The organism is Leptospira interrogans, from assembly GCF_900156205.1.
GTDB classification, from domain to species: Bacteria; Spirochaetota; Leptospiria; order Leptospirales; family Leptospiraceae; genus Leptospira; species Leptospira interrogans.
The window spans coordinates 1-22,162 of the sequence record NZ_FTNA01000016.1; the positions used below are offsets into that span (position 1 = coordinate 1).

The window sequence follows — 22,162 nt, forward strand, 5'->3', positions numbered from 1 at the left end:
AATAGAATTGTTGAAAAATTAATTCTCCATCTGTTTCTATTTTATGGAAACGGGCAATTAAAGCAGTTTTGTTAATCGGAACTAGGGAATTTTTCAACAACTCTAATAATATAATAGAACTTTTTTCGAAAAGTGGCGTTTACTTGGAAACGCCACTAAGTTAGATCACGATGTATTTTTAATAAAAAATTTATTGAGAAGCGTATTCTTTCGCAAATTTATCAGAAGCAGCATTGAGAGTATTTACAGCTTTTTCAAAATCCTGATTAATACGATTGAGAACTTGGTTGATTTCATTTGAGTCTGCTTTGTCACCTAATCCTCGTAATTCGATCAAACGTTTGTAGTCTTTACTTACTATGTTTAAATAAGTTTCGAGAGCTTGGACGCTTGCATTTTTAAAACTGGAATCTCCTTTAAAATCACTGATTCCTTTAAGCTTATCGAGTGAAGAAACTAGCTTTGTTTCCCAAGCTTTTCTAACATTTTCTGCGTTTGTAAGGTCTTCCTTTTCCATGGCTGCGTTTAACGCATCTAAATCGTTTGTAGAAGCGTTCATGATTTCCATGATTTTATTATTGTAATCTACTGGATCTTGTTTGCATCCGTATGTTAAAAGAAAAATGCAACAAGCAGTTATAATGATTTTACTGATAGAATGTTTTTTCATGCCAGTAAAAAATGAGGTGTTGTATAGAATGTCAATAAAAATTTGACTTTAAAAATTTAAAAACGGAAATTATAAGTATAAAAAACAAACTTAAATATCTATTTGAATCTTATCGAATTTTTGGACACGGTCGTGGGTTTAAATGTTTTAAGTGAGATTTCAAAAAATTCAATTTTTTTGATTGAACACAACTTGCTACTCGGATGTACAAAAATCAACGACCAAGTTTCTGAAGATGTAGAAGTTTTTATAAATTAGGCTTAATCTGGAATTTTTGGCAATTTTGAAAGAGATTTTACATTCTAACTTTTGAAACAAGTTCGTCACATATTGTTTTCATGGAATCTAGAAATAGATTTCTTTACAGTGATAAATTTTATAAAATCATTGGACCTAAGTTTATAGAGAAACTACGTTTTATATAACTACATGGAAAATATAGAAATTATATTTTTAGAAAATAATTTTTAATTTTTTATACTGAAATTCATGTTAACTTGTTGATCTGAATAAGATTAGGTGCTATTAATTATTATCACAAGCCTTGTTTGATTAAAAAATATTTGACATTCTATTATATGGTTTTTGGTAGAATTGAATTTTATAAATTTAAAATATTTTAATAAATTATTTAAACTCAATAAATCGAATGAAAGTGTAGATAAAATTTTACTCTAAGTTAACCTATTAAGGGTTTTAAAAATTTAGATTTATATTGAATTTGAATATTATGTTTTTTTAATTTTTTTTGCAAATGAATTTCATTTTTTGAAAGCTCTTCCAAATTATTGGGAGGCGGAAAGTATAAATGTTCCGGTTTTAACCAGTTTAAGTTATATAATTTTTGAATGTCCCGAACGAGTAGTAATCCTGCCATCTGGAATGCCATTTCAATTGCCCTAATTGAATCAGAGCCAAACGCTCCATGTGCTTTTTCAGAACCGATACCTATAATTTGTAGAGGGCAGTACCAACGAATGACCGGGTCTGGATGAAGTTTAGGCTTTCCAATTTTGATATGAATCTCAGATTTTTTTTTCCCGACTTGAAAGAGAATTTCTCGTTCCGCAATTATTGTGCCCAGTCGATAAGTATTTTTCATTGTAGGGTATTATTTTCAATAATAAGGGTTCGTTTACTATCTTTTTTCAATCTATCAAAACAAGATTGGTTTCAAACGTGGGAACTCGTGCAAAAATCCAATTTATACAGAAATTTCTTAAACCATAATAACAGTTTGTCCCAAAACCGTCCAATGTGGGAACTACTACATTTTATTAAAAATTTCTAAAGGGTTATCGCGTAAAATTTTTTGAGGTTTTGGGACAATTCTAAATTAAATAATGAAACGTGATTTATGGTAACTTTTTCATTTTATGGAGGATTTAGTTTTATCAGAGCACATTAAACTTATTGAATTTACTTACAAAGTTGCGTTTGATACCAGGAATATTTTTGAAATAACTTTTCGTTCTTGTCCAAGCCAAGTTAATTTTCCCGGTTGAGTTTTTTGAAAATGAGAAAGATCAATTATAATCATTTTGATTGCAAGCTGGAGAGATTGCATCGAATCTACTCCATAGACTGCACGTATTTTTTGGGATCCAATTCCTGTAATCTGTATCGGACAATACCAACAATCGTCTGGTTTTTGAAGGTATTTAGGTTTGCCGATTTTTACGATGATCTTTTGTTTTTTATTTTTTGATTGAAAGAAAAGTTCTCTTTCTGCAATTACAGTTCCTAATTTGAATTGTTTTTCGATCATAAATTATTCTTATTCTATTTTAATAAAACGATTTTAACTTAAAACCGGTCTCAAAACTACCTATTAAAAAAGTTGAAAGTAATAATGGAACTTGCCAGATAAAGAAATGCAAGATAATTTTCAGATTTTATTTCCCAACGAATCAAGATGGCTCTGAATCGATTGTGCCAACTGTTTGTTCTTTCAACGACCCAACGTCTAGATTTTCCTTTATATTTACCGATAAGAGGTTTTTCACCTTTTTTTCGAATATGAGATTGAATGTTTCTTTTTTTGATTAAAACTTCTATATCTTTGAAATCATAACCTTTATCTAAATAAAGGTGTTTTGGTTTTTTTCTATTTTTTCTGGAAAATATTAGGATTGAATTCAACGTATCCTTTACACCGTGTTTGTCATGAACGTTAGCTCCAGTCAACGTAATTGCCAAAGGAATTCCATTTCCATCTGTAAGAATATGCCGTTTAACTCCTAATTTGGCACGGTCCGTAGGATTTTTCCCGGTTAAACTCCCCTTAGGGAGCTTTAACCATTGCCGAATCCATCGAAGCCCAGTTTCATGCTATCTTATTCTTTACATCATAATATTTTAAAATAGAATTATAAATTTTTTTGAATACTCCTGCTCGTTCCCATTCTTGAAATCTTCTATAACAAGTTTGACCAGATCCAAATTCATTGGGAATTGCACGCCACTGACAGCCTGTTTTCATTCGATAGATGATTCCTGCCATTACTATTCTTGCAGGAACACGATTGCGACCTTCTTGAAGATTCTCCTTTTCTTTCGGGATCAACGGTACTATTTTTGCGTCGGGGATTTCTGAATAATATTTGCCCATTTCACATTGATATGATTGCGCTTTCTCTGTACAACCAGTTTTGAGACCGACTCTAAGATCCACGGCGTCTTTCTTGCTAACTCTATGGATTTGTTTCTGCTCTCCACGGATCGCTTGAAATACTCTCACAAGAAAGTTTCAAATCTTTCTGAGGATTTTTGTTTGAAGAGGGGGATACTCCGTTGGGCCCAGAAGGACTTGAACCTTCGACCCGCAGATTATGAGTCTGCCGCTCTAACCAACTGAGCTATAGGCCCGGAGTGATTCCAGTTTTTATGATAAGTCTTGTTCTTCAAGTGAATTTCTCAAAAGAGATCAAAAAGAATCGATTGAGGTTGGTATCAAAAATTGATTCGGATCTTGAAAAAAATCGGAAACGATTTTATTTTCTGAATCAAAACAGATATAGATCGAAACGATTTTTTTATTTTTTTCCAAAAGAAAATAACGAATGGTAAGAGGAGTTCCGGAACCGATTTCTTTTCTTTCACCGCCAATCGTTTTTAAATTGGCAAGCGTAGGAACCGATAAGTCTTTAGAATTCGGAAATAAATCTTTCAAAAGAGATCTGAGAGATTCTTCGTTGGAAGGAAATCCATCCCATTCTCGTAAAATCAACATCCAAGCTCTTCCTCGAGTAGGGATTATTTTCCAGTGATTTCCGGTTCCAAGTTTTAGAACTTCCGCTTTTTCCGGAAAACGAATTTTTACTATGTTTAAAACAAAAGGAGTCGAATGATACGATAGATTTGGGTCTAACGGATCCAGTGCGAGTAAATCAAAGAACGAAGAAAAAATAAAACTGCTTAGAGAAATTGAAAAAGTTAGAAATTTCTTTATAAAAAAATTGTTTTGAATTTTATTTTTAATAAAGAATTTCATCCAGAGACAGTTCCTTAAATTCGACAAGATCAAAAACCGGAATGGAAGATTTTTCTTTTTTTTCTTCTAAACTAATTTCGGAAGCTTTTTTAAAAAGTGGAACGGTGGAAACTTGAAATACGATTAAACCTTCCCAGAGGCCGTTCACTTCGTATGCGGCGCCTTCCGAAAGTTTACGAACCTGTTTGAGTTTAGATTTGTCAAATTTGTTAATTCTATATTTATAATATACTGTTTCTCCATTCCAGTCGTAAAAAATAGCATAGTTTCCCTTGAGTTCTTGAAAAAAAAGTTTCAAGGAATTTGGAAAATTAGGAGATTCGGAAGATAAGGCTTCTTTAATATCGGAAATTCTGGGTTCTGAAAGAGAGATCGAACTTCGATACGTAGAAGCGGCCCTATGTATTTCCTGAGCAAATACGGATAGACTCGAAATATATAAAAAAAGAAAGTTAATCCATAATATTTTTTGAATATTTAAAAAGCGTAACAATAAGTTAATCCTCTAAATCTTCGGATTCGGGTTTGCCTCCGGATGGAGGAGACCCACTTTCTCCTCCTGAAGGTCTTAGATCAGGACTGGAAGTGCCGGGTAATGGAGAGGGATCACTCGAGCGAATTGGTTTTTCTCTATGCCCTGACTTGGGTTGTTTGATAGGAAGTGAGTCGTCCGAATCTCTTACGGATTCTCCTTTTTTTAATTTTTCGATCGCTGCTTTTGCGGCTTTTTTAACCTTTTCGCTCGGATCTTTCTGAGCCTTATACTCTAAAATTTCAAGAACGGACATATCTCCCGTATCGGTAAGATGTTTGATCGCTCTAAGTCTTACGACGGGATCATCGTCTCTTGCATATGCATACAATTCTTCTAATATATCTTTGTCGCCCATAGAAACGAGTGCCGTAATGGAATGGATTTTTAGAGGTTGAAAGTCTTTAACTTCTTGTTTATTTTTGAGATTTCTAATTTTTTCCAATTCCTCCTTGATTGTCTGCATTGAGGAAATGGATTTCATTTTACCAAGAGAACTAACGGAAAAACTTCTAAGAGTGATTGGTTCTTTAGAGTCCTTATAGATTTCGAGTAATGTGCTCTCCGCTCTTTTATCCTTGTTCTTTCCAAAAAAAAGAGCGATTTGGGCTCTGATTTCCGGATCGTTGAAGTTTTCATGCAATCGAGCGAGTAAGAAAGCAGAAGATTCTTCTTGAGGAGGAAAATCGCCTAACGCGTCTAAAAGTCCTACGGTAAGATTAGAATTTTTAGTAAAGTCCTGTGTTTTTAGTATCTCAAAAAGAATCGGAACTGCTTTCTCGAATTTTAATTTTTTAGTGGCGTAGATGGATTCCTTTTGTATATCCGGTTGTTCGTTTTTTAGAAGTTTAAGGATGGATTCTTCATATTGAGTAAGTTTTAATGTGGCAACGGTTCTAATTGTATAGACCCTCATCATCCAATCTGGGTCCTTATCTAAAATTTTACCGAGTTGGTCTATTAGAATTCCAGAATGTTCGGGCGGAAACCCTTCAAGTTCTCGAAGCGCCATGGCCCTTTCTTTTGTAGTTCCGAATTTTAAAACTTGTAGAAGAACTTCTTTTTTCTTTAGAATTTGTTCTTCGGAAAGTTTAGCCGATTTTAATTGAGCAAATACAGAAATTTGCGTAAAAAATAAAAAGAGGATATATGCAAAAAAAAGAATATGTTTCACAAAGTTAAGTTTTTTTTTAGATTTCTTGCTGAGATTTTTGATTTTGTTCTTCCAGCTCTTGGATTTTTCTACTGAGTTCATTGATTAAATGTTGATTCTCTAAATTTTGACGGAACTTTTCTATCAAGAAACGGATGTCTCCTGTAAGTTCTTCTATATTCCAAGGTTTTTCCACATAACGACTTAAGCCTCCGTAGTTGATCGCGTGGATCGCGGAATCAAGACCGGCTTGACCAGTAAGCATGATCTTGATCGAGTCTGGAAGTTTTTTGTGAACTTCCTCTAAAAACTGAGAACCCTTCATACCGGGCATTACTTGATCGGTAATTATCACTTCGATTACATGCCCGGAATTTTGAATTTCCTCCATTAGCGTCAGAGCTTCTTCTGCGCTGTTTGCAATTTCGATTTCATGGCTTTCTCCGAATTCGTTACGGAGTTGCTGTTGAATCGTTTCCAGCACCGATATTTCATCATCGACACAAATGATATAACCTTTATTCATAATCTTTGTCCCAAATCGGAAAGTATCTTTAGAAATAGAATTGCGTCAAGAGTATATCTTTAAGATTTACTTAGGGTTTGATTACCGAAGGAATATTCAAAATCCGAGAGGAAAAATAACCTTTTAGATCCAAATGTGCAACGCAAAATTGAATCCATTTTTCGAACTGAATCTTTTTTGGATCTTCTAAGATCAAACCTTCTCCGAGTTTTTTTGTGATTTTAGACATAGGATTGGATTGGAAAAGTTCCGGAGATTCTTCTTTTAATATTTCTAAAATGGAAAATCTTTTTTCCCACGACTTTGATTTTTGAAACCGCGTCTTAAACAGACTTACTTTTCTGGAAAGAAAAAAGCGATCATAAACTTCGTAACCACTGGATCTACAATGAGTTTTACCATTGCTTCTATGAAAATCTACACCTTTTAAAATTAACCTATCGTATTTAAGATGTTTGGCGAAGGACACGGCGATTCCCGCCATGTTTAAAGACGGATTTTCCAAGATAGGCGCATTCTGAAAAAAAAGAGATCTTAAAACTTGATCTAAAGGATGAGTGGAAAAATAAATCCATTTTGGATTTGGAAGATCAAAAAGATAAGTACAACCGCCAAACCAAGTAAGGATTGGAATTTCTTTGGGAAGAATATTTCGAAAGTGAAATAACGTACCTCTGGAAGAATCTATACTCAAAACCGCGTCAGGAACGATTCCGAAATTTAAAATCCAACCCAAAGAAGTGTCCGAAGCGAGTAGATGAAATTGGTTTCTGTTTTTAGAAATCCAGTCCGTTTCTTTTTCGAGAGTAGGACTCGCGCCTGTAAAAACTAAGGTTTGGTTTTGAAAGAAATTGTTTTTGGCTCCGGAAAAAATCAGAGAAGTATTCGAATTTTGGAATAAACTCGTAAGGTTTCGGACACAGTTACGTATCCAGATTTTTTGAAAATATTCTTTGGCGATTTTATTTTGAGAATTTTGTTTGAGTGAATCCAAAAAACTCAATGTTAGATCGGAAAATTTTCTAGAATAAACGGGATGTAAAAAAGGGGAGACTTGGTTTGTTTTTTCGGAAAGCCAGAAAGAGAGTGGGTGAGATAAAAATTCGTCCAGGCCAAAAACGATTTGGATATGATGTCCTTTGTTTTCGTATGATTTTGAGATTCTATCAAAAAATTTTTCCGCAATCGATTTTAATATTCCGATAGGTTCGAGTACTAGAATGCTTACTGGTTGGTTTGTTTTTTGGAGGTAAGACTCTAAGTGGTAGCCTAAGCCAAAACCGAAGATGAGAACAGTTTCTTTGTCTGAGAGTGGGACCGGAATCTGTTCAGCGATTCTTTCTCCTTCTGCAATTGGATTGAATCTAGAATGAAAAAGGAAACCCGATTGGGTTTCCTTTAAGTTTAAAGTGCCGTTTGGATTTGTAACGAGCTGGTAGATGAACTCTAATCCTCTTCTTTTTCGGAATCTTCTTCGTCCTCGTCAAAGTCGTCTTCATCCTCGTTGTCATCGTCCTCATCTTCATCCTCGTCGTCATCATCATCTTCATCAAGAGAATCTTCATCTTCGTCATCTTCTCCATCGAGAATTGGGCGAGGTGCTTCTTCCGGAATGAAATCTTCTTCTGTATCTTCTTCTGCAATTGGAGCTTGAGGAGCTTCGAAAAGTCCATTGAATTTAGAGTAGGACTCGTTTGTAAGATTTGCTTCTCTATCGAGTTGGATTCTTTCTTCTTTTGTAAAATATTGATATTGTACTTCTTCGCTGGCGAGTGCGAACATTGCCTGAACAGCTAATTTTCTAGCCTTGATCTTTTTAGGCAATTCTAGTCTTTCGATTCGATCTAGTGTATGGAATCCAGCAACAGCTCTTTCATATTTGTTACGTTTTGCTAATTCGATAAGAGTGACGATGTCAAATTCTGAATTTTGGTTCATTCGGATTCCCTGAATAGATTGGAAAGAAACTTCAAAATACCACGAAATCAGTAGAAAGATAGTTGTCAACTGCTTCTTTCTATAATTTTTGAGAATCTCACTTTTTTACTTGATTCTCTTAGATGGTTTTAAAAATGCCGTTTCTCGAAAGAACGTTCTCAGAATCTGTCAGTAAAATCGGAATTTTATAATAGTTCCTACAGTTTCAGAAAATATGTCTTTGAAATCGGCGTAAGAAAACGAGAAAGAATTTTCTAAAAGTATGAGTTCCTACAATTTTAGAATTTGTTCGTAAAATCCTGATTTGCGGGAGTTCCCACATTTTAGAAATCAAGATCACATTTTTTTTAGAAAAAGGAACCATGGATTCTTTACATCGAATTCATGTTACATTATTTTGTAATAGTTCCCACACATGAAAATTGTGTGTCGATTTTTTAAGAATGAAACTGGATTTTCAAATCTTAACTGGAGCAAAATTAGAGATCGTGTTTCCCGCTTGATTTCTTGGATATGGCCCGTTTAATCATCCTGATTCTGACTTGAAAGATCGTAGGAACAAAAGCAAAAAACTTGTAGTAAAACCTGAAAATGTGGGAACTCACACATTTTGTTAGGGTGACTTTAAGATTTGGAAAACGTTCTAAATTGTTTTTCTTTGGAAGTAAAAATCGGTTTTTTGTTTTACAACCTTTTCAACTCAAGCAGACAAAACATACATAAATTTCAGGAAATAAAATGTCTCATCACTCTCAAATTCAGAAAATTCAAGCTCGGGAAATTATGGACTCCCGTGGAAATCCTACGGTCGAAGTGGACGTAATCCTTTTAGATGGTTCTTTTGGAAGAGCGGCGGTTCCTTCCGGAGCGTCTACTGGAGAATACGAAGCCGTAGAACTTAGAGACGGAGATAAACATCGTTATCTTGGAAAAGGAGTACTTAAGGCGGTAGAACACGTAAACCTGAAAATTCAGGAAGTATTGAAAGGAGAAAATGCGATCGATCAAAATAGAATCGACCAACTCATGTTAGACGCTGATGGAACCAAAAACAAAGGTAAACTAGGCGCGAATGCAATTTTAGGAACTTCTCTCGCGGTAGCCAAGGCTGCTGCTGCTCATTCTAAACTTCCATTATATCGTTATATAGGAGGAAACTTTGCCAGAGAACTACCCGTTCCTATGATGAATATCATCAACGGAGGCGCTCATGCGGATAACAACGTAGACTTTCAAGAATTTATGATTCTTCCCGTAGGAGCCAAAAGTTTTCGAGAAGCTCTTCGTATGGGGGCGGAAATATTTCATTCTTTAAAATCAGTACTCAAAGGAAAGAAATTGAACACTGCCGTCGGAGATGAAGGTGGATTTGCTCCAGATCTGACTAGTAATGTGGAAGCGATCGAAGTTATTCTACAAGCTATTGAAAAAGCAGGATATAAACCTGAAAAAGACGTTTTACTCGGTTTGGATGCGGCTTCTTCCGAATTTTATGACAAAAGTAAAAAGAAATACGTACTCGGTGCCGAAAATAATAAAGAGTTCTCCAGTGCCGAACTCGTGGATTATTATGCGAATTTGGTTTCCAAATATCCGATTATTACGATCGAAGACGGTTTGGACGAAAATGACTGGGATGGTTGGAAACTTCTTTCCGAAAAATTAGGAAAGAAAATTCAGCTCGTAGGAGACGACCTTTTTGTGACAAATATAGAGAAACTCTCCAAAGGAATTTCTTCCGGAGTTGGAAATTCGATTCTGATCAAGGTAAATCAGATCGGTTCTCTTTCTGAAACTCTCTCTTCTATCGAAATGGCGAAAAAAGCGAAATATACAAACGTCGTAAGCCATAGAAGTGGGGAAACGGAAGACGTTACGATTTCTCATATTGCAGTTGCGACTAACGCAGGACAGATTAAAACCGGTTCTCTTTCTAGAACGGATAGAATTGCAAAATATAACGAACTTCTAAGGATCGAAGAAGAACTCGGAAAGTCAGCAGTTTATAAGGGTAGGGAAACTTTTTATAATTTATAAAATTGTTTTTGTATTTGGAAAAAACGCGTCTTAGTTTAAAATAGACGCGTCTAAAGCAAACAAATACAAGTTTCTATAAAACAGATTTGCGATTTTTATTGGATAGCAATCATAGAACAAGGATTAGATGCAGAAATTTGATTTATAAGATTATAGTTTTAAGATCTTATAAGTTGGTGTTTGGGGCGATCGAGTTTAAAAAGAATAGATTTGAAATTTTAAAGATTCAAAAAGATTTTTTATTTAAAAACTTTAAGGACTGTTGGAATCAAAACGGGTAAAATTTCGAAAGCAGTATAAATTTATGATCACACTTCCAACGAAAATTTTCTTGTTCTCTTGTTTTCTTTCAGGACTTTTTTATTTTATCGTCTTGGGAGAATCTGGGATTGTAGTGCGTTCTCAATTAGAAGAATCACTTGCTTCTTTACAACTCGATATAGAAAGACTCTCTTATGAAAATAGGCAATTGGAAGAAAAACAAAAGATTTTAAAAAACGATCAAGTTGCACTGGAAAGAGAAGCGAGACGGTTTTATTTATTGAGTGAAAACGCTCATATCGTTAAATTTAGAGAAACGGAAAATCGGTCCGAACTAAAACCGGTTTTAGCGTCCAGATTAAACGCGTTTCGTCCTGGAAAACAGTTTCCAGTTCCCCCCATCCATTTTATTCGGATTTTCTATGCAATCTTCTCTAGTTTCATTTGTATTGGAGTTTTCATAAAAATGAGGAAGAAGAAACTGGACTTTAGAAACGAATAAGGAAAGGTTCATGCCAGAAACAGAAAAAATCGCAGAAGTATTCGAAGAACTCACAGGAAGTAAAATTTCCAAAAATTTCCTCGACCATAGAAAGATTTTTCTCTGGGGTCCTGTTACAGACGAATCTTCTAAGGATTTAGTTGGTAAACTACTTTATCTGGAAATGAAAGATCCAGGTAAAAAAATCACTTTTTATATCAATAGTCCCGGTGGAGTTGTAACTTCGGGAATGACCGTTTTTGACACGATCAAGATGATCAGTTCTCCAGTTCACACGGTTTGTATGGGAATGGCTGCTTCTATGGGTTCTGTTCTACTTGCAGCAGGAACTAAAGGAGAACGTTCTATTTGGCCGAACGGTAAAGTGATGATTCATCAACCTAGTATTGGTGGACAGATTGTAGCACCTGCAACGGATTTGAAAATTCACGCGGAAGAAATTCTCAAAACAAAGACGAAATTGAATCAAATCCTTGCGGACGCTTGTGGACATCCCATTTCTAAGTTGGAAGAGGATACGGACCGAGATTATTACATGGACGCGGAAGAAGCGATCAAATACGGAATCGTAGATAAACTCGCTACTAAAATCGATTTTAATTGATTCGAATAAAACCTTGTCTAAACCAATCTCCTTAGAAGAATTCCTAAAAGAATTTTTAGTCTCTTCCGAACAAAAGGGAAGAAATTCGGAAGTAGATCAAAACCTAAGTGAGATATTTCTAGAATTTGTTTCACTTTTGTTTTTGGAAGGAGAAGAGCAAATTCAAGAAGGAGTTTTATTAAAAGATATAGGTTCTTTTGAATTGGATGAGTTTGTAAATTTTTACCTTTCCGATATGCATCCTGACGACCCGACAGTTGTAAAACGTGGGATTGATTTTTTAAGAAGGTTTTATAAATTCGCCAAAAAAAGTCCCTATATCAAAAAAGAATAATTGGAAGACTGGGACGAATTTTTTAAAGAACTCTAATATTCTATAAAACGCATATTATAATGAGTTCAGAAGCCTTTAAACCGAAACGATTCGTTCAAGGCAAACACCTTCAGACTGTTTATAATACTTTTTTTCCTCCTAAAAATTATCTTAGGAGCAAATATTATTTCGAAGATATTCTTCTACAATTAGGGGATGGTTCTGGAGATTCTCTTTGGTTAGAACACAATCCTCCTATTTCTCAGTATTCTTCCGGTCCGTCTTGGAACGGAATTTATATAGTAATGATTCACGGAATGGAAGGAACCTCGGACAGTTCTTATCTAGTCAGTTTGGCACAGAATGCTTTACTTCGCGGATACGGATGTATTCGAATGAATCTTAGAAACTGCGGTAGAGGCCAGGGATTTTCTAAAGGAACGTATAACATCGGTCAGACGAATGACGTTCAGGATGTGATCGATTTTGTATGGAAAAAACTTTCTCATAGAATTTTTCTTTCCGGGTTTTCTCTTTCCGCAAGTTTAGTTTTAAAATATTTAGGTGAAAGGAGGAATCATAAAGTGGAAGCGTTTTCCTCTACCAACCCTCCTTTGGATTTATTTAAAGGTTGTGAGTTTATCGATTCGAAAGAAGGAAAGTTTTATAGGGATCGATTTGTGTCTGGTTTTCGTAAAAAAATCAAAAACAAAATCATTCAACTTCCTCCTGAGTTAGAAAAAAATGCGTTTCAAACCAAAACGTTTTATGAATTTGATGATCGTGTAACGGCACCTTTTTTCGGTTATAAAGACGCGAAAGAATATTATATGGATTGTTCTTGCGTTCGTTATATCCCGGATATTCGTCATTCTGGAATTATAATTCATTCGGAGGATGATCCTGTGGTTCCTCCTTTTGATTGGGAAAAGATAGAATGGAACAGACTTCCTCATATACGAACGATTCTCAGCCCTAAAGGAGGCCACGTCGGATTTCTGACGAACCCGACTCCGGAAATTCCAGACGGAAGATGGTTGAATAAAATAATTCTGGATTATTTCGATTTGAAAGTAGATTCTGGAAACTGATCTTTATCCGATGAATTCCTCTAAAAAGAATCCTATCACAAAGGAAAAACTCAATCGCCCTCCGGGTGCGGCCTTTTTTATTGTGGTTACTTTTGAAGAAGCGGAAATATTTTATTCCATCAAAACGAGGTCCGAAAAAAAATTCTCCGCAACCTTGTATGAAAGTAATCCTATGCCTACTTGGAAGGAACCGGACGCAGATTTTTGGAATTCGTTTCCAGGAAGAAATACTAAAATTCTTTCTTTCAAAAGAAGAATTCACAGAGAAGAGCTTCCCTCTATTCAAAAAGAATGTCTTTTGATTCAGAATTCCGCCGTGGAAAAGGATAGAGGGGTTCGAATTTTTCCAGGATACCTTTGTAATCATTCTGTTGTAATTTCTAGTATCCAGGACGATTTTCATAGAATTTATCTTTTTAACGGAGTTTATGCGGAAACGGTTTATAACTATCAAAAACAAAAGATGGTTTTTAAAGAAACTGCTCCTCCATTTTTCAAAACTCCCGAAGCAGTTTATTTTTTTACAAGTTTGAGAGAATCCTATGTTCAAAATATTAGTAAAAATTAATATTCTATTTTTCTTTTTAGTTTATTTTTTATTGTTTGGGTGTTGTGCTCCTTCGAGGTTGGAAATCGTTTCTATGATTCTTTGTGATCATTTCAATCGGGTTGGAGAATGTCTCGAACCTGTGGAAAGAAATCATCATTATAAAATAGAAATTCCAAATCACAAAAAACCGGATACTTGGGAAAAGTTTTCTAATTATCTTTACTTTCATGCGAGAGAAACTCCTGGTTTTCTGATTCGATTTAATCGAAAGTTGACTCCTTCCGAATCTAAAATGATCAAAGATTCTTATTACGCCACGATGAGTTTTTCCGGAACTGTAGAAAGGATGGAAGGTTTTGAAATGGGAGAAGATTGGGTTGGTTCGTTTCAGTATCTGGGTTCTATAATTAAAGAAAAATTAAAAAAAGAAAATCGCCTCTCTTCCTTTCCTTATACAAATTCTATCTTTCCGGCAGAAGTGGAATTTAGATTCAATTCTTCTCTTTTTGAAGGGGAAGAAAAAACGAAAATTAATCTAAGTTTTATCGTTCTTCCTCCAGAAAAATGAAATAAATATTCAAAATCTAAAATTGTGGGAACTCTTACAAGGTTTTAGATTTAGAGTGGAACTTTGAAAATGTAGGAACTCTTACAAATTTAGAAATGGAATTTTGACCCAACTTTCTGTTTCTTTCAAAATAGAAAACGGTCGCTGTTATTTTTAAGCTACGATGGCCTTTGATTTTTATTCCTTGAATTTCCCTCTATTAGGCTTTCTACTGGTATTATCCATGAATTTGGAATCCAATTCTCGTATTCGTAACGTGATCCATCGATTTTTTCTTTATTTTATTTTCAGTTTGTCGGGATTTTATTGTGCGCTGTCGGAACAATCCAACTTAGGCGTTCAGGAATTTCAAGGAATAACCCTAGATGGACAATCCGTTCGACTTTCCGAAGTGAAAGCATCTAGATTGATTTTAAACGTGTACGGTCCTAATTGCGTTCCTTGTATTAAAGAAATACCGGCTCTCAATTATCTCTATCAGGAAATGCAAAAGGATCCTAAGGTCCAATTTTATATGGCGATTGACCCATCTTTATTTTTCGATGACTCGGAGGTGATGTCGGAAGATGAAATGTTGACCAAGGCGATACCATTGGTAAAGGATGAAATTCAGAAATATAAAATTCAAGTCCCGACGATTTTAATGAAAAAGCCGTTTCGAGTTAGTAGAACCAATTCTATCATTACAGGAACTCCCGAAACCCTTCTTTTTAAAACAAAACCTTTTGTACTATATTATAATTTTATTGGACCCATTAGCGAAGAGGGAAATCTAGAAAGACTAAGCATAGATCAGAAGATACTATTTTTTAAAAGGATGGCTGGGTCTTCATGAGAAGTTTGATCGTTCGATTTAAGGATTGTGAAGGTCCAGGAATTCTACTTAATTCTTTAAAAAAAAGAAATTATAAAATTACCTATCACAACGCATACGATTTACGAGTAAAACCACTTCCGGACGCTCATCTCGTTTTTGATCTAATTGTACTTTTAGGTGGGCCACAGTCTGTCACAGATCATTCTCTTGCCGATTTTTTTGAACCTTGGTTAAATTTAGTGCGTTATGCGAAATCTATTCCAAATTGTAAAGTAATCGGAATTTGTCTTGGTTCACAAATTATTTCTAAGGCACTGGGTGGTGAAGTCAAACGAGGGGAAAATGGACCCGAAGTCGGATTTTACGACGTTCAGGTTCAAGAGCCTCATTTTTTATTCGATGGAATTTCTTCGTTTCCGGCGTTTCATCTTCATGAGGACGTGTTTTCGATTCCTGAAGGAACAAAACGTCTTTTAAAAAGTGAAAAGTATTCCAATCAAATGTTTTCTTTCGAAGATCGAATTTTTGGAATTCAATGCCACTTAGAAATTACTGCTTCTATGCTTTCCATTTGGCAGAAGGCACATTCTGATTTTATTCGTTCTGCGGGTTGGATTCCCGGACCGGAAACGGAATTTTTGAGGTCTCAGATGGAGAAAGTAGGAGGTAGTATTTTTGAAAAAATATTGGATCATTCTACTGGTTTTGAGACAAATCATCGTGCTCTTTTGAGTTCTCAAGCTATGACTGCTAAAAGCGGATGATAAAATTTAAAGAAGAAATCTTGTTATCCTAAGAGTTAAAATATTTTTGGAATCGGCACGATTGTCTTAAAAGTAATAATTCAAACAATAGAATATACGGAAAAATGAATATGATTCAAAACATTCTCCGGGTGGTTTTCGGAAGTAAATTTGAGAGAGATTTAAAAAAACTCATCCCAATCGTTAGACAAATTAATTCTTTAGAGGAAAGTATAAAGGGAATGGACGATTCCACTCTTTCTTCTCAAACGAAAAAGTTTAAAGAAAGAATTGTACAAGGAGAATCCTTAGATTCAATTCTTCCAGAGGCATTTGCCACAGTAAGAGAAGTTTCTCTTCGTACAATGGGGATGAGACATTTTGACGTGCAGATGATGGGCGGAATCGCTCTGCATGGTGGAAACATCTCCGAAATGAAAACTGGAGAAGGAAAAACTCTTACCTCTACTCTTGCAGTTTATCTCAATTCTCTTGCGGGAAATGGTGTACACGTTGTTACAGTAAACGATTACCTTGCCAAAAGAGACGCGAATTGGATGAAACCAATTTATGACTTTTTAGGGATTTCAGTCGGTGTAATTCAACACGATATGGATCATGAACAAAGAAAGGTGGCTTACGCCGCAGACATCACCTATGGAACCAACAACGAATTCGGTTTTGATTATTTAAGAGACAATATGGTTTCTCATAAGGATCATAAGGTTCAGAGATCTCATTTTTTTGCGATCGTAGACGAGGTGGATTCAATTTTAATTGATGAGGCAAGAACTCCTTTGATCATTTCCGGTCCTTCCGACGAAGCGACTGATAAATACGTTCGTGTCAATAAAATCATTCCTAAACTCTCAGAAGGTGAAGATTTCGAAGTAGATGAAAAGGCGCGTAACGTTCTTTTGACTGAAAAAGGTGTTTCTCACGTTGAAGAAATACTTTCGATCGAAAATTTATACGCTCCTGAGAACGTCGATCTAGTTCATCACGTTCACCAGGCTTTGAAGGCACATAAAATTTTTAGAGTGGATAAGGACTACGTGGTTCAACAAGGTCAAGTAGTAATTATAGATGAATTTACCGGTCGCCCTATGGAAGGAAGGAGATATTCCGACGGACTTCATCAAGCGATTGAGGCCAAAGAAAACGTTACAATCGCAAAAGAATCTCAAACTCTCGCTTCTATCACATTCCAAAATTATTTTAGAATGTACGATAAGCTTGCCGGAATGACTGGAACCGCGGACACCGAAGCGGAGGAATTTAAAAAAATCTACAACTTAGACGTGATTGTAATTCCGCCTAACGTATCTGTTCAAAGAAAGGATTCTCCAGATCGTGTGTATCGTACTGAAAAAGAAAAGTTCCAAGCAATTTTAACTGAAATTCGAGAGCTACAATCTAAAAAACAGCCGGTTCTTGTAGGAACTATTTCCATTGAAAAGTCGGAGGTTCTTTCTAAAATGTTAGCTTCGGCTGGAATCCAGCATAACGTATTAAACGCTAAGTTTCATCAAAAAGAAGCCGAAATCGTTGCAAATGCTGGCAAACCTGGCGCCGTTACGATTGCCACCAATATGGCGGGAAGAGGAACCGACATCGTTTTAGGAGGAGCTCAGCTTTATAAAGAGAATCTAGAAACTTGGAAAGATGAAGACGAAATTGTAAAACAGTTTAAAGAATCCATTTTAAGACAAAATCTTGAATATGCAGAATCTCTAATGCAAAAAATGGATTCTGGAACCAAACAAAAACGTGCGTCTGAAATTCTAAGTTCCGTAAAAATTTGGAAAAAAAATCACGAGGAAGTTTTGGCTGCAGGAGGGCTTCATATCTTAGGAACGGAAAGACACGAGGCGAGACGGATTGATAACCAGCTTAGAGGTCGTTCTGGTCGTCAAGGTGATCCTGGTTCGAGTCGATTCTATTTGTCCCTTCAAGACGATCTTATGAGAATTTTTGGTTCAGACCGAATTTCCGGGCTTATGAAATGGGCCAATATGCCGGAAGGTCAAGAGATCGAAAGTAAAATGGTGAGTAACGCGATTGCAAGAGCGCAAAAGCGAGTGGAAGGTCATAACTTTGATATTCGTAAACACCTTCTTGAATACGACGACGTGATGAATCGTCAACGAATCGTAATTTATAAAATGAGAAACGAGGTGCTTGAAAACGAAGATATTTCTCCTTTAATTTCAGGTTTTATCGAAGAGACTGTAGAAAATCAAATCGTAACTCACTGCGAGGGAAATAATCCGTCTGCTTGGAATTTAGAATCATTGAAAGAATGGTCCGATGGCTTAGATTTGAACCTACAGATTGACGAAGTAGAATTTAAAAAATCTAAAAACCCACAACTATCTCTTTTTGAAAAAGTAAGTTCTACTGCAAAGTTGAAATACGAATCCAAAGCAGAAAAGATTGGCAAAGATATTTGGAAGTTACTCGAAAGAAATATATTCTTGGATATTTTAGATCATCGTTGGAAAGAACATCTTTATTCCATGGATCATTTAAGAGAAGGAATCTGGACCGTAGGTTATAGTGAAAGAAATCCTCTTGTAGAATATAAACTTCAAGGTTTTAGAATGTTCGACACTGCGATCGAAAATTTAAAAAACGAAATTGTAAACTTCATCTTTCGAGTGGAAGTATCAGAAAATTCTAAACTACCGGAAGAAAAAAAAGAATATAAAAAAGTAGGGCAAGAAATTACCGGAGGATTTCAAGAATTTTCAGGTGGCAATTTAAATCGTTCTCAGTCCAACGGTTCCAGTGTAACGGTTACTACCAGCTCTGGTGGGGGAACCGAAAGAAAGACAAGCCGGAGAAGAAAACGCTGAGGTTTTCTGTCTTCATTTCGATTTTGTCCTGCGTTCTATTTTATTGTGTAACAACAGAACCTCAAAAAGGAACCGCAAAACAAATCTATTCGGATTGTATGGAAACATTTCAGGACTCTGAAAAATGTGAGAAACTAGTTCTCAAACAAGTTTTAGGTTCTGATAAGACCGAAATTCAAACGGAAACTGAAAAGAATCAAACTACTGTTTTAGATCCGGAAATTGAAAAGAATCTCAGACTTAGATCCGAAATCAAAGATAATTTACAGGGACAAAATCGAATTTTTGTAAAAGAGTTTTTAGGAAATCCGGATCAAGTTCAGTTTAGAACCAACGGAATAGAAGCTTATATTTATACCAGACCGGTCAGTCGACATAAACTTGGCGTAAAACCTGATTTAGAAATCAGAGTTTTGATGCGAAATGGAACTGTAGTACGAGTAGAACACGTAGCTCCTTAAATCGAGTTAGACCTTAAAAAAACAAACCGGTGCTGTATTTTTAAGCATTAAAAATCGAAAAACGTTTGTAAGTCAGATTTAGCCTTAGAATCGTGGAGGAATGAAGGTCCGTTGGATCCATCGATTTCTGATTCTTGTTCTTACAGCGGTAATTGTATTACCTTGTGAAGAAGATGGAACCTTTGATCTTGCTTTTTTAGACGTTCGAGGTAGGGAAGTTCATTCCACTCTTGCGAAAAAGATTCGCAGTCAATCGCAACATAAGACGCGTTCTGAAATTCAATCCGGTATCGAAACCAGGGATCTTACAATTTATACGAGAGGACGTTACGATTTTTTAGATCTCGTATTCTCCGGTTCTTTCGAACTTTCAAAAGTGGAAGTTCATTACTTTTCCGGAAAGTTCAACGCACCTAAAACCTATTTTAGCTATTTATTATCTTCTCTCCTTTTGAATTTACCACCTCCAACGGTTTGATTTTTTTACGGAGCCCTATCAGGTTCCTCAAATCTTTACGATAAACTTTTACTACAAACTCGGTTTGTACGCGAAGTATAAGGAAAATCAAATATAAACGTGGAGAACTGTACACTGAATCAGCAAACCATCATTTCTGGAAAACCTATGAAAAAGATTTTCATTTTACTTTTTTTCCTTGTTTTTACGATTTGTGTTTTTTCGGAGGAATCGAAAACAGAAGTTTTGGATTCTGCTATCTTCCCGAAAGAAAACGAAGAATCTAAAAATTCACTGAACTGGGAAGAAAAACCTACCTTTGAAAAAGAAAGGGTTTTAGATTTAAAAACCGCAGAGGAAAAACTTTGGCGTAACAACTTACTTTTACTCGCGTCTCGTTTTAACATAGACGCGCGTAAAGCAGGGATTGAACAAGCGGGACTTTACGCGAATCCGAATATTTTTATCGATCAGAGTATCTACGCGGAACCTACACAACGTTATTTTGATTTTTCAAGATCAGGACAAACAGTTGTTCAAATTCAGCAACTTTTTTTGTTAGGCGGGAAAATTGGTAAACGAGTTCGTGTGGCCGAACTGAACGCTAGAATGAGCGAACAAGAATTTTATGATTTGGCTCGAGGACTTGTTACAAAATTAAGGAAGTTGTTTTATGCGATCTATTACTATAGACAGGCGATTTCCTTTTATGATCAAAGTTTGGAGGCCTTGGGTAAAACCGTATCTTCGGCGGAAATGGGTTATAAAAGAAGGGCAATTCTTCAAGCGGAAGTACTTCGTTTAAAAGCTCTTTATTTCTTTTTGAAAAAAGAAAGAGAAGATTTGAATATTCGAATTTTGGAAAGAGAAGCCGATCTAAGGGTTTTGTTAAACGACGATTCTCTTAAAAATCCAGAAACTAAAATCGTTCCGGAAATCGTAGAAGAAAATTTAGATTTATTGGAACCTGCAAAATTAAAAAGGGAAGAACTTTTAGAAGTCGCAAGAAATAAAAGACCCGATCTTAAAAAAGCGGTTCAAGCTCTTCGATATGAAGAAGCCAATCTAGAATTGCAACACGCGAACGCCATTCCGGATCTTGCGTTTGGGCCCATGTACAATCGGGGAGGAACTGCGTTTCAGAACTATTGGGGGATTACGGCTCAGTTAAACGTTCCGATTTTCGATAGAAACCAGGGAAATATTAAAGCTTCTGAAAAGGCAGTACTTTCCAGAAAGCAGGAACTTAAAAACACTCTTTTAGAAGTCGAAAATGAAGTGGCCGTTTCCATTGAAACCGCTCGAGTGAAAGACGAACTTTATAAAAAATTCAAAAATACTTATACGAGAGAATATACGGATCTCTCTAAGGATATGATTCTAAGTTATGAAAAACGTTATATTACAATTTTAGAATTTGCCGATTTTTTTGAAACGTATCGTTCCAGTATAGTCGAAATGTTAAAACTTCAGACCGATCGAATGGATGCTATTGAAGGAGTTAATTTTTCCGTTGGGCAGGGAGTCCTGATTCCAAAACTCAAGTCAGCCGAGAGCGGCACGGAGAATAAGTGAGGAAACCGATATGAAGATACATTTTACAAGTAGAACACTTTTAATTACCGGAGCGGCGATAGTCATCGCAATTGTTTCTTTGGCGATTTTGGGACTTTCCAATCGAGTAGATAAAAAGACAAAACTTCCTCCGAGCAAACCGATCATTTCAGAAAACGGAGAAAAAATCGAATTTAAAGAAAATAGTCCAGGTCTTGAAATTATACAAACAAAAGAAATTGGAAAGGATGGAGAGTTTATCAACGTAGACGCTCCTGCGCGTCTAATTGCTTCTACTTCTCCTTCTGTGAGTGGAGGAGAAAGGATTATTCTTTTTGAATCTGCCGAACTTAACGATCTCTATGTAGGTTATGTTCACTCTCGTAATAGTTTGGTTCGTTCAATTAAAAACTTCGAACGGATTACAGATATGTTTAAACATAGAGTGGCAACCGAAAAGGATCTTATCGAAGCCGAAACTCAAAGGAACAATGATCAGGCCGAGCTGGCTGAGTTTGAAGGGAAGTTACGTGCAGTCGGTTTAAACCCGGCTCTACTTGGTAAATCCGGAGCTCAGAGCGCTTGGATCATTAGTGATGTTCCTGAATCTCAACTTTCTAAACTTAAAAAAGGAAAAAGGGTAAAGGTTCGTTTTTCCTCTTTTCCAAACGAAGAATGGTCCGGAACCGCGGAAGCTCTCGGCGACAACGTAGATCCTATGACTAGAACCGTTAAGGTTCGGATCGTGATTTCTAATGCAGGTTACAAACTCAAACCGGGTATGTTTGCCAATGTTAAGTTTCCGGAAGACACGGCGAACGACACGGTTGTGGTTCCGTTTAACGCGATTGTTACAGTAGAAGGCCAGAACTATGTTTTTGTAGAAGAGGCTCCGCATGAGTTTGTAAGACGCGAAGTAACTTTAGGCATTTCGACTACAGATCGAGTGAACGTTATTGAAGGTTTGACCAAAGGCGATCGAGTTGTCGTTCAAGGTTCTATTCTTTTAAAGGGACTCAGTTTTGGTTTTTAAT

General features: G+C 35.9%; 25 protein-coding genes and 1 tRNA gene. 14 read left to right on the forward strand and 12 right to left on the reverse strand.

Going from position 1 to position 22,162, the window contains the following annotated elements; genetic code table 11:
- Nucleotides 1–190: 190 nt before the first annotated feature.
- The 12 genes from BW942_RS13270 to BW942_RS13325 all read right to left on the reverse strand — a co-directional run bounded on the left by BW942_RS13270 (nucleotide 191) and on the right by BW942_RS13325 (nucleotide 8,381).
- Nucleotides 191–670, reverse strand: coding sequence for an LIC11966 family lipoprotein (locus tag BW942_RS13270; protein ID WP_000716642.1), 480 nt, complete (start codon nucleotides 668–670; stop codon nucleotides 191–193).
- A gap of 679 nt (nucleotides 671–1,349) precedes the next feature.
- Nucleotides 1,350–1,772, reverse strand: a complete 423-nt coding sequence (locus BW942_RS13275) for a DUF6968 family protein (protein ID WP_000799826.1) — start codon at nucleotides 1,770–1,772, stop codon at nucleotides 1,350–1,352.
- Nucleotides 1,773–2,093: 321 nt separating this feature from the next.
- The gene (locus BW942_RS13280; RefSeq protein WP_000570763.1) at nucleotides 2,094–2,438 is read right to left on the reverse strand and encodes a DUF6968 family protein; all 345 of its coding nucleotides are present in this window, start codon (nucleotides 2,436–2,438) and stop codon (nucleotides 2,094–2,096) included.
- A gap of 56 nt (nucleotides 2,439–2,494) precedes the next feature.
- The gene (locus tag BW942_RS21805; protein WP_151314046.1) at nucleotides 2,495–2,980 is read right to left on the reverse strand and encodes an IS5 family transposase; all 486 of its coding nucleotides are present in this window, start codon (nucleotides 2,978–2,980) and stop codon (nucleotides 2,495–2,497) included.
- A gap of 16 nt (nucleotides 2,981–2,996) precedes the next feature.
- The gene (locus tag BW942_RS21810; protein WP_042709618.1) at nucleotides 2,997–3,281 is read right to left on the reverse strand and encodes a transposase; all 285 of its coding nucleotides are present in this window, start codon (nucleotides 3,279–3,281) and stop codon (nucleotides 2,997–2,999) included.
- 183 nt (nucleotides 3,282–3,464) lie between these two features.
- Nucleotides 3,465–3,538 (reverse strand) — tRNA-Ile (locus tag BW942_RS13295).
- A gap of 58 nt (nucleotides 3,539–3,596) precedes the next feature.
- Entirely contained in the window at nucleotides 3,597–4,163 is a 567-nt protein-coding gene (locus BW942_RS13300) for a hypothetical protein (protein ID WP_000667710.1), read from the reverse strand.
- Complete coding sequence (locus tag BW942_RS13305; RefSeq protein ID WP_000943435.1) at nucleotides 4,147–4,656, reverse strand: LIC_11959 family protein; 510 nt, start codon at nucleotides 4,654–4,656, stop codon at nucleotides 4,147–4,149. Before BW942_RS13305 ends, BW942_RS13300 begins: the two co-directional genes overlap by 17 nt.
- 4 nt (nucleotides 4,657–4,660) lie before the next feature.
- A complete protein-coding gene (locus BW942_RS13310) occupies nucleotides 4,661–5,950 on the reverse strand; it encodes a HEAT repeat domain-containing protein (RefSeq protein ID WP_001089511.1) in 1,290 nt (429 codons plus the stop codon).
- Entirely contained in the window at nucleotides 5,886–6,374 is a 489-nt protein-coding gene (locus tag BW942_RS13315) for a response regulator (RefSeq protein WP_001032649.1), read from the reverse strand. Before BW942_RS13315 ends, BW942_RS13310 begins: the two co-directional genes overlap by 65 nt.
- Before the next feature lie 70 nt (nucleotides 6,375–6,444).
- Nucleotides 6,445–7,560 carry a 6-hydroxymethylpterin diphosphokinase MptE-like protein gene (locus BW942_RS13320; protein ID WP_080011828.1) on the reverse strand — a complete coding sequence of 372 codons (1,116 nt, stop codon included), beginning with the start codon at nucleotides 7,558–7,560 and terminating at the stop codon, nucleotides 6,445–6,447.
- 260 nt (nucleotides 7,561–7,820) lie between these two features.
- Complete coding sequence (locus tag BW942_RS13325) at nucleotides 7,821–8,381, reverse strand: hypothetical protein (protein ID WP_000207444.1); 561 nt, start codon at nucleotides 8,379–8,381, stop codon at nucleotides 7,821–7,823.
- Nucleotides 8,382–9,050: 669 nt separating this feature from the next.
- Here BW942_RS13325 and eno point away from each other — a divergent pair.
- The 14 genes from eno (at nucleotide 9,051) to BW942_RS13395 (ending at nucleotide 22,161) form a co-directional block, all read left to right on the forward strand.
- Nucleotides 9,051–10,349, forward strand: a complete 1,299-nt coding sequence (eno, locus tag BW942_RS13330) for a phosphopyruvate hydratase (RefSeq protein WP_000018115.1) — start codon at nucleotides 9,051–9,053, stop codon at nucleotides 10,347–10,349.
- Between the two features lie 304 nt (nucleotides 10,350–10,653).
- Nucleotides 10,654–11,112 (forward strand): septum formation initiator family protein, encoded by a 459-nt coding sequence (locus BW942_RS13335; protein ID WP_000631734.1) that lies wholly within the window; start codon nucleotides 10,654–10,656, stop codon nucleotides 11,110–11,112.
- 10 nt (nucleotides 11,113–11,122) lie between these two features.
- Nucleotides 11,123–11,716: a ClpP family protease gene (locus BW942_RS13340; RefSeq protein WP_001115288.1), complete on the forward strand. Its 594-nt coding sequence runs from the start codon at nucleotides 11,123–11,125 to the stop codon at nucleotides 11,714–11,716.
- 13 nt (nucleotides 11,717–11,729) lie between these two features.
- Nucleotides 11,730–12,050 (forward strand): hypothetical protein, encoded by a 321-nt coding sequence (locus tag BW942_RS13345; protein WP_002971123.1) that lies wholly within the window; start codon nucleotides 11,730–11,732, stop codon nucleotides 12,048–12,050.
- 59 nt (nucleotides 12,051–12,109) lie between these two features.
- Nucleotides 12,110–13,120, forward strand: coding sequence for a YheT family hydrolase (locus BW942_RS13350; RefSeq protein ID WP_000093473.1), 1,011 nt, complete (start codon nucleotides 12,110–12,112; stop codon nucleotides 13,118–13,120).
- Between the two features lie 10 nt (nucleotides 13,121–13,130).
- Entirely contained in the window at nucleotides 13,131–13,688 is a 558-nt protein-coding gene (locus BW942_RS13355) for a DUF4416 family protein (protein ID WP_001088908.1), read from the forward strand.
- Nucleotides 13,663–14,238, forward strand: a complete 576-nt coding sequence (gene lcpA / locus BW942_RS13360; RefSeq protein WP_000472812.1) for a complement regulator-acquiring protein LcpA — start codon at nucleotides 13,663–13,665, stop codon at nucleotides 14,236–14,238. Before BW942_RS13355 ends, lcpA begins: the two co-directional genes overlap by 26 nt.
- A 223-nt stretch (nucleotides 14,239–14,461) precedes the next feature.
- Nucleotides 14,462–15,073 (forward strand): TlpA family protein disulfide reductase, encoded by a 612-nt coding sequence (locus tag BW942_RS13365; protein ID WP_001971487.1) that lies wholly within the window; start codon nucleotides 14,462–14,464, stop codon nucleotides 15,071–15,073.
- Nucleotides 15,070–15,819 (forward strand): type 1 glutamine amidotransferase, encoded by a 750-nt coding sequence (locus BW942_RS13370; RefSeq protein ID WP_001257136.1) that lies wholly within the window; start codon nucleotides 15,070–15,072, stop codon nucleotides 15,817–15,819. The genes BW942_RS13365 and BW942_RS13370 overlap by 4 nt, the downstream gene beginning before the upstream one ends.
- A 110-nt stretch (nucleotides 15,820–15,929) precedes the next feature.
- Nucleotides 15,930–18,656 (forward strand): preprotein translocase subunit SecA, encoded by a 2,727-nt coding sequence (gene secA / locus BW942_RS13375; RefSeq protein WP_000615621.1) that lies wholly within the window; start codon nucleotides 15,930–15,932, stop codon nucleotides 18,654–18,656.
- 23 nt (nucleotides 18,657–18,679) lie between these two features.
- On the forward strand, nucleotides 18,680–19,117 hold the full coding sequence (locus BW942_RS13380; protein WP_001278053.1) for a hypothetical protein: 438 nt from the start codon (nucleotides 18,680–18,682) through the stop codon (nucleotides 19,115–19,117).
- 100 nt (nucleotides 19,118–19,217) lie between these two features.
- Complete coding sequence (locus BW942_RS13385; RefSeq protein ID WP_000868435.1) at nucleotides 19,218–19,595, forward strand: hypothetical protein; 378 nt, start codon at nucleotides 19,218–19,220, stop codon at nucleotides 19,593–19,595.
- Nucleotides 19,596–19,742: 147 nt separating this feature from the next.
- Nucleotides 19,743–21,149: a TolC family protein gene (locus BW942_RS13390; protein ID WP_000718034.1), complete on the forward strand. Its 1,407-nt coding sequence runs from the start codon at nucleotides 19,743–19,745 to the stop codon at nucleotides 21,147–21,149.
- A 10-nt stretch (nucleotides 21,150–21,159) separates the two neighbouring features.
- A complete protein-coding gene (locus tag BW942_RS13395; protein WP_000690698.1) occupies nucleotides 21,160–22,161 on the forward strand; it encodes an efflux RND transporter periplasmic adaptor subunit in 1,002 nt (333 codons plus the stop codon).
- Nucleotide 22,162: the final 1 nt, after the last annotated feature.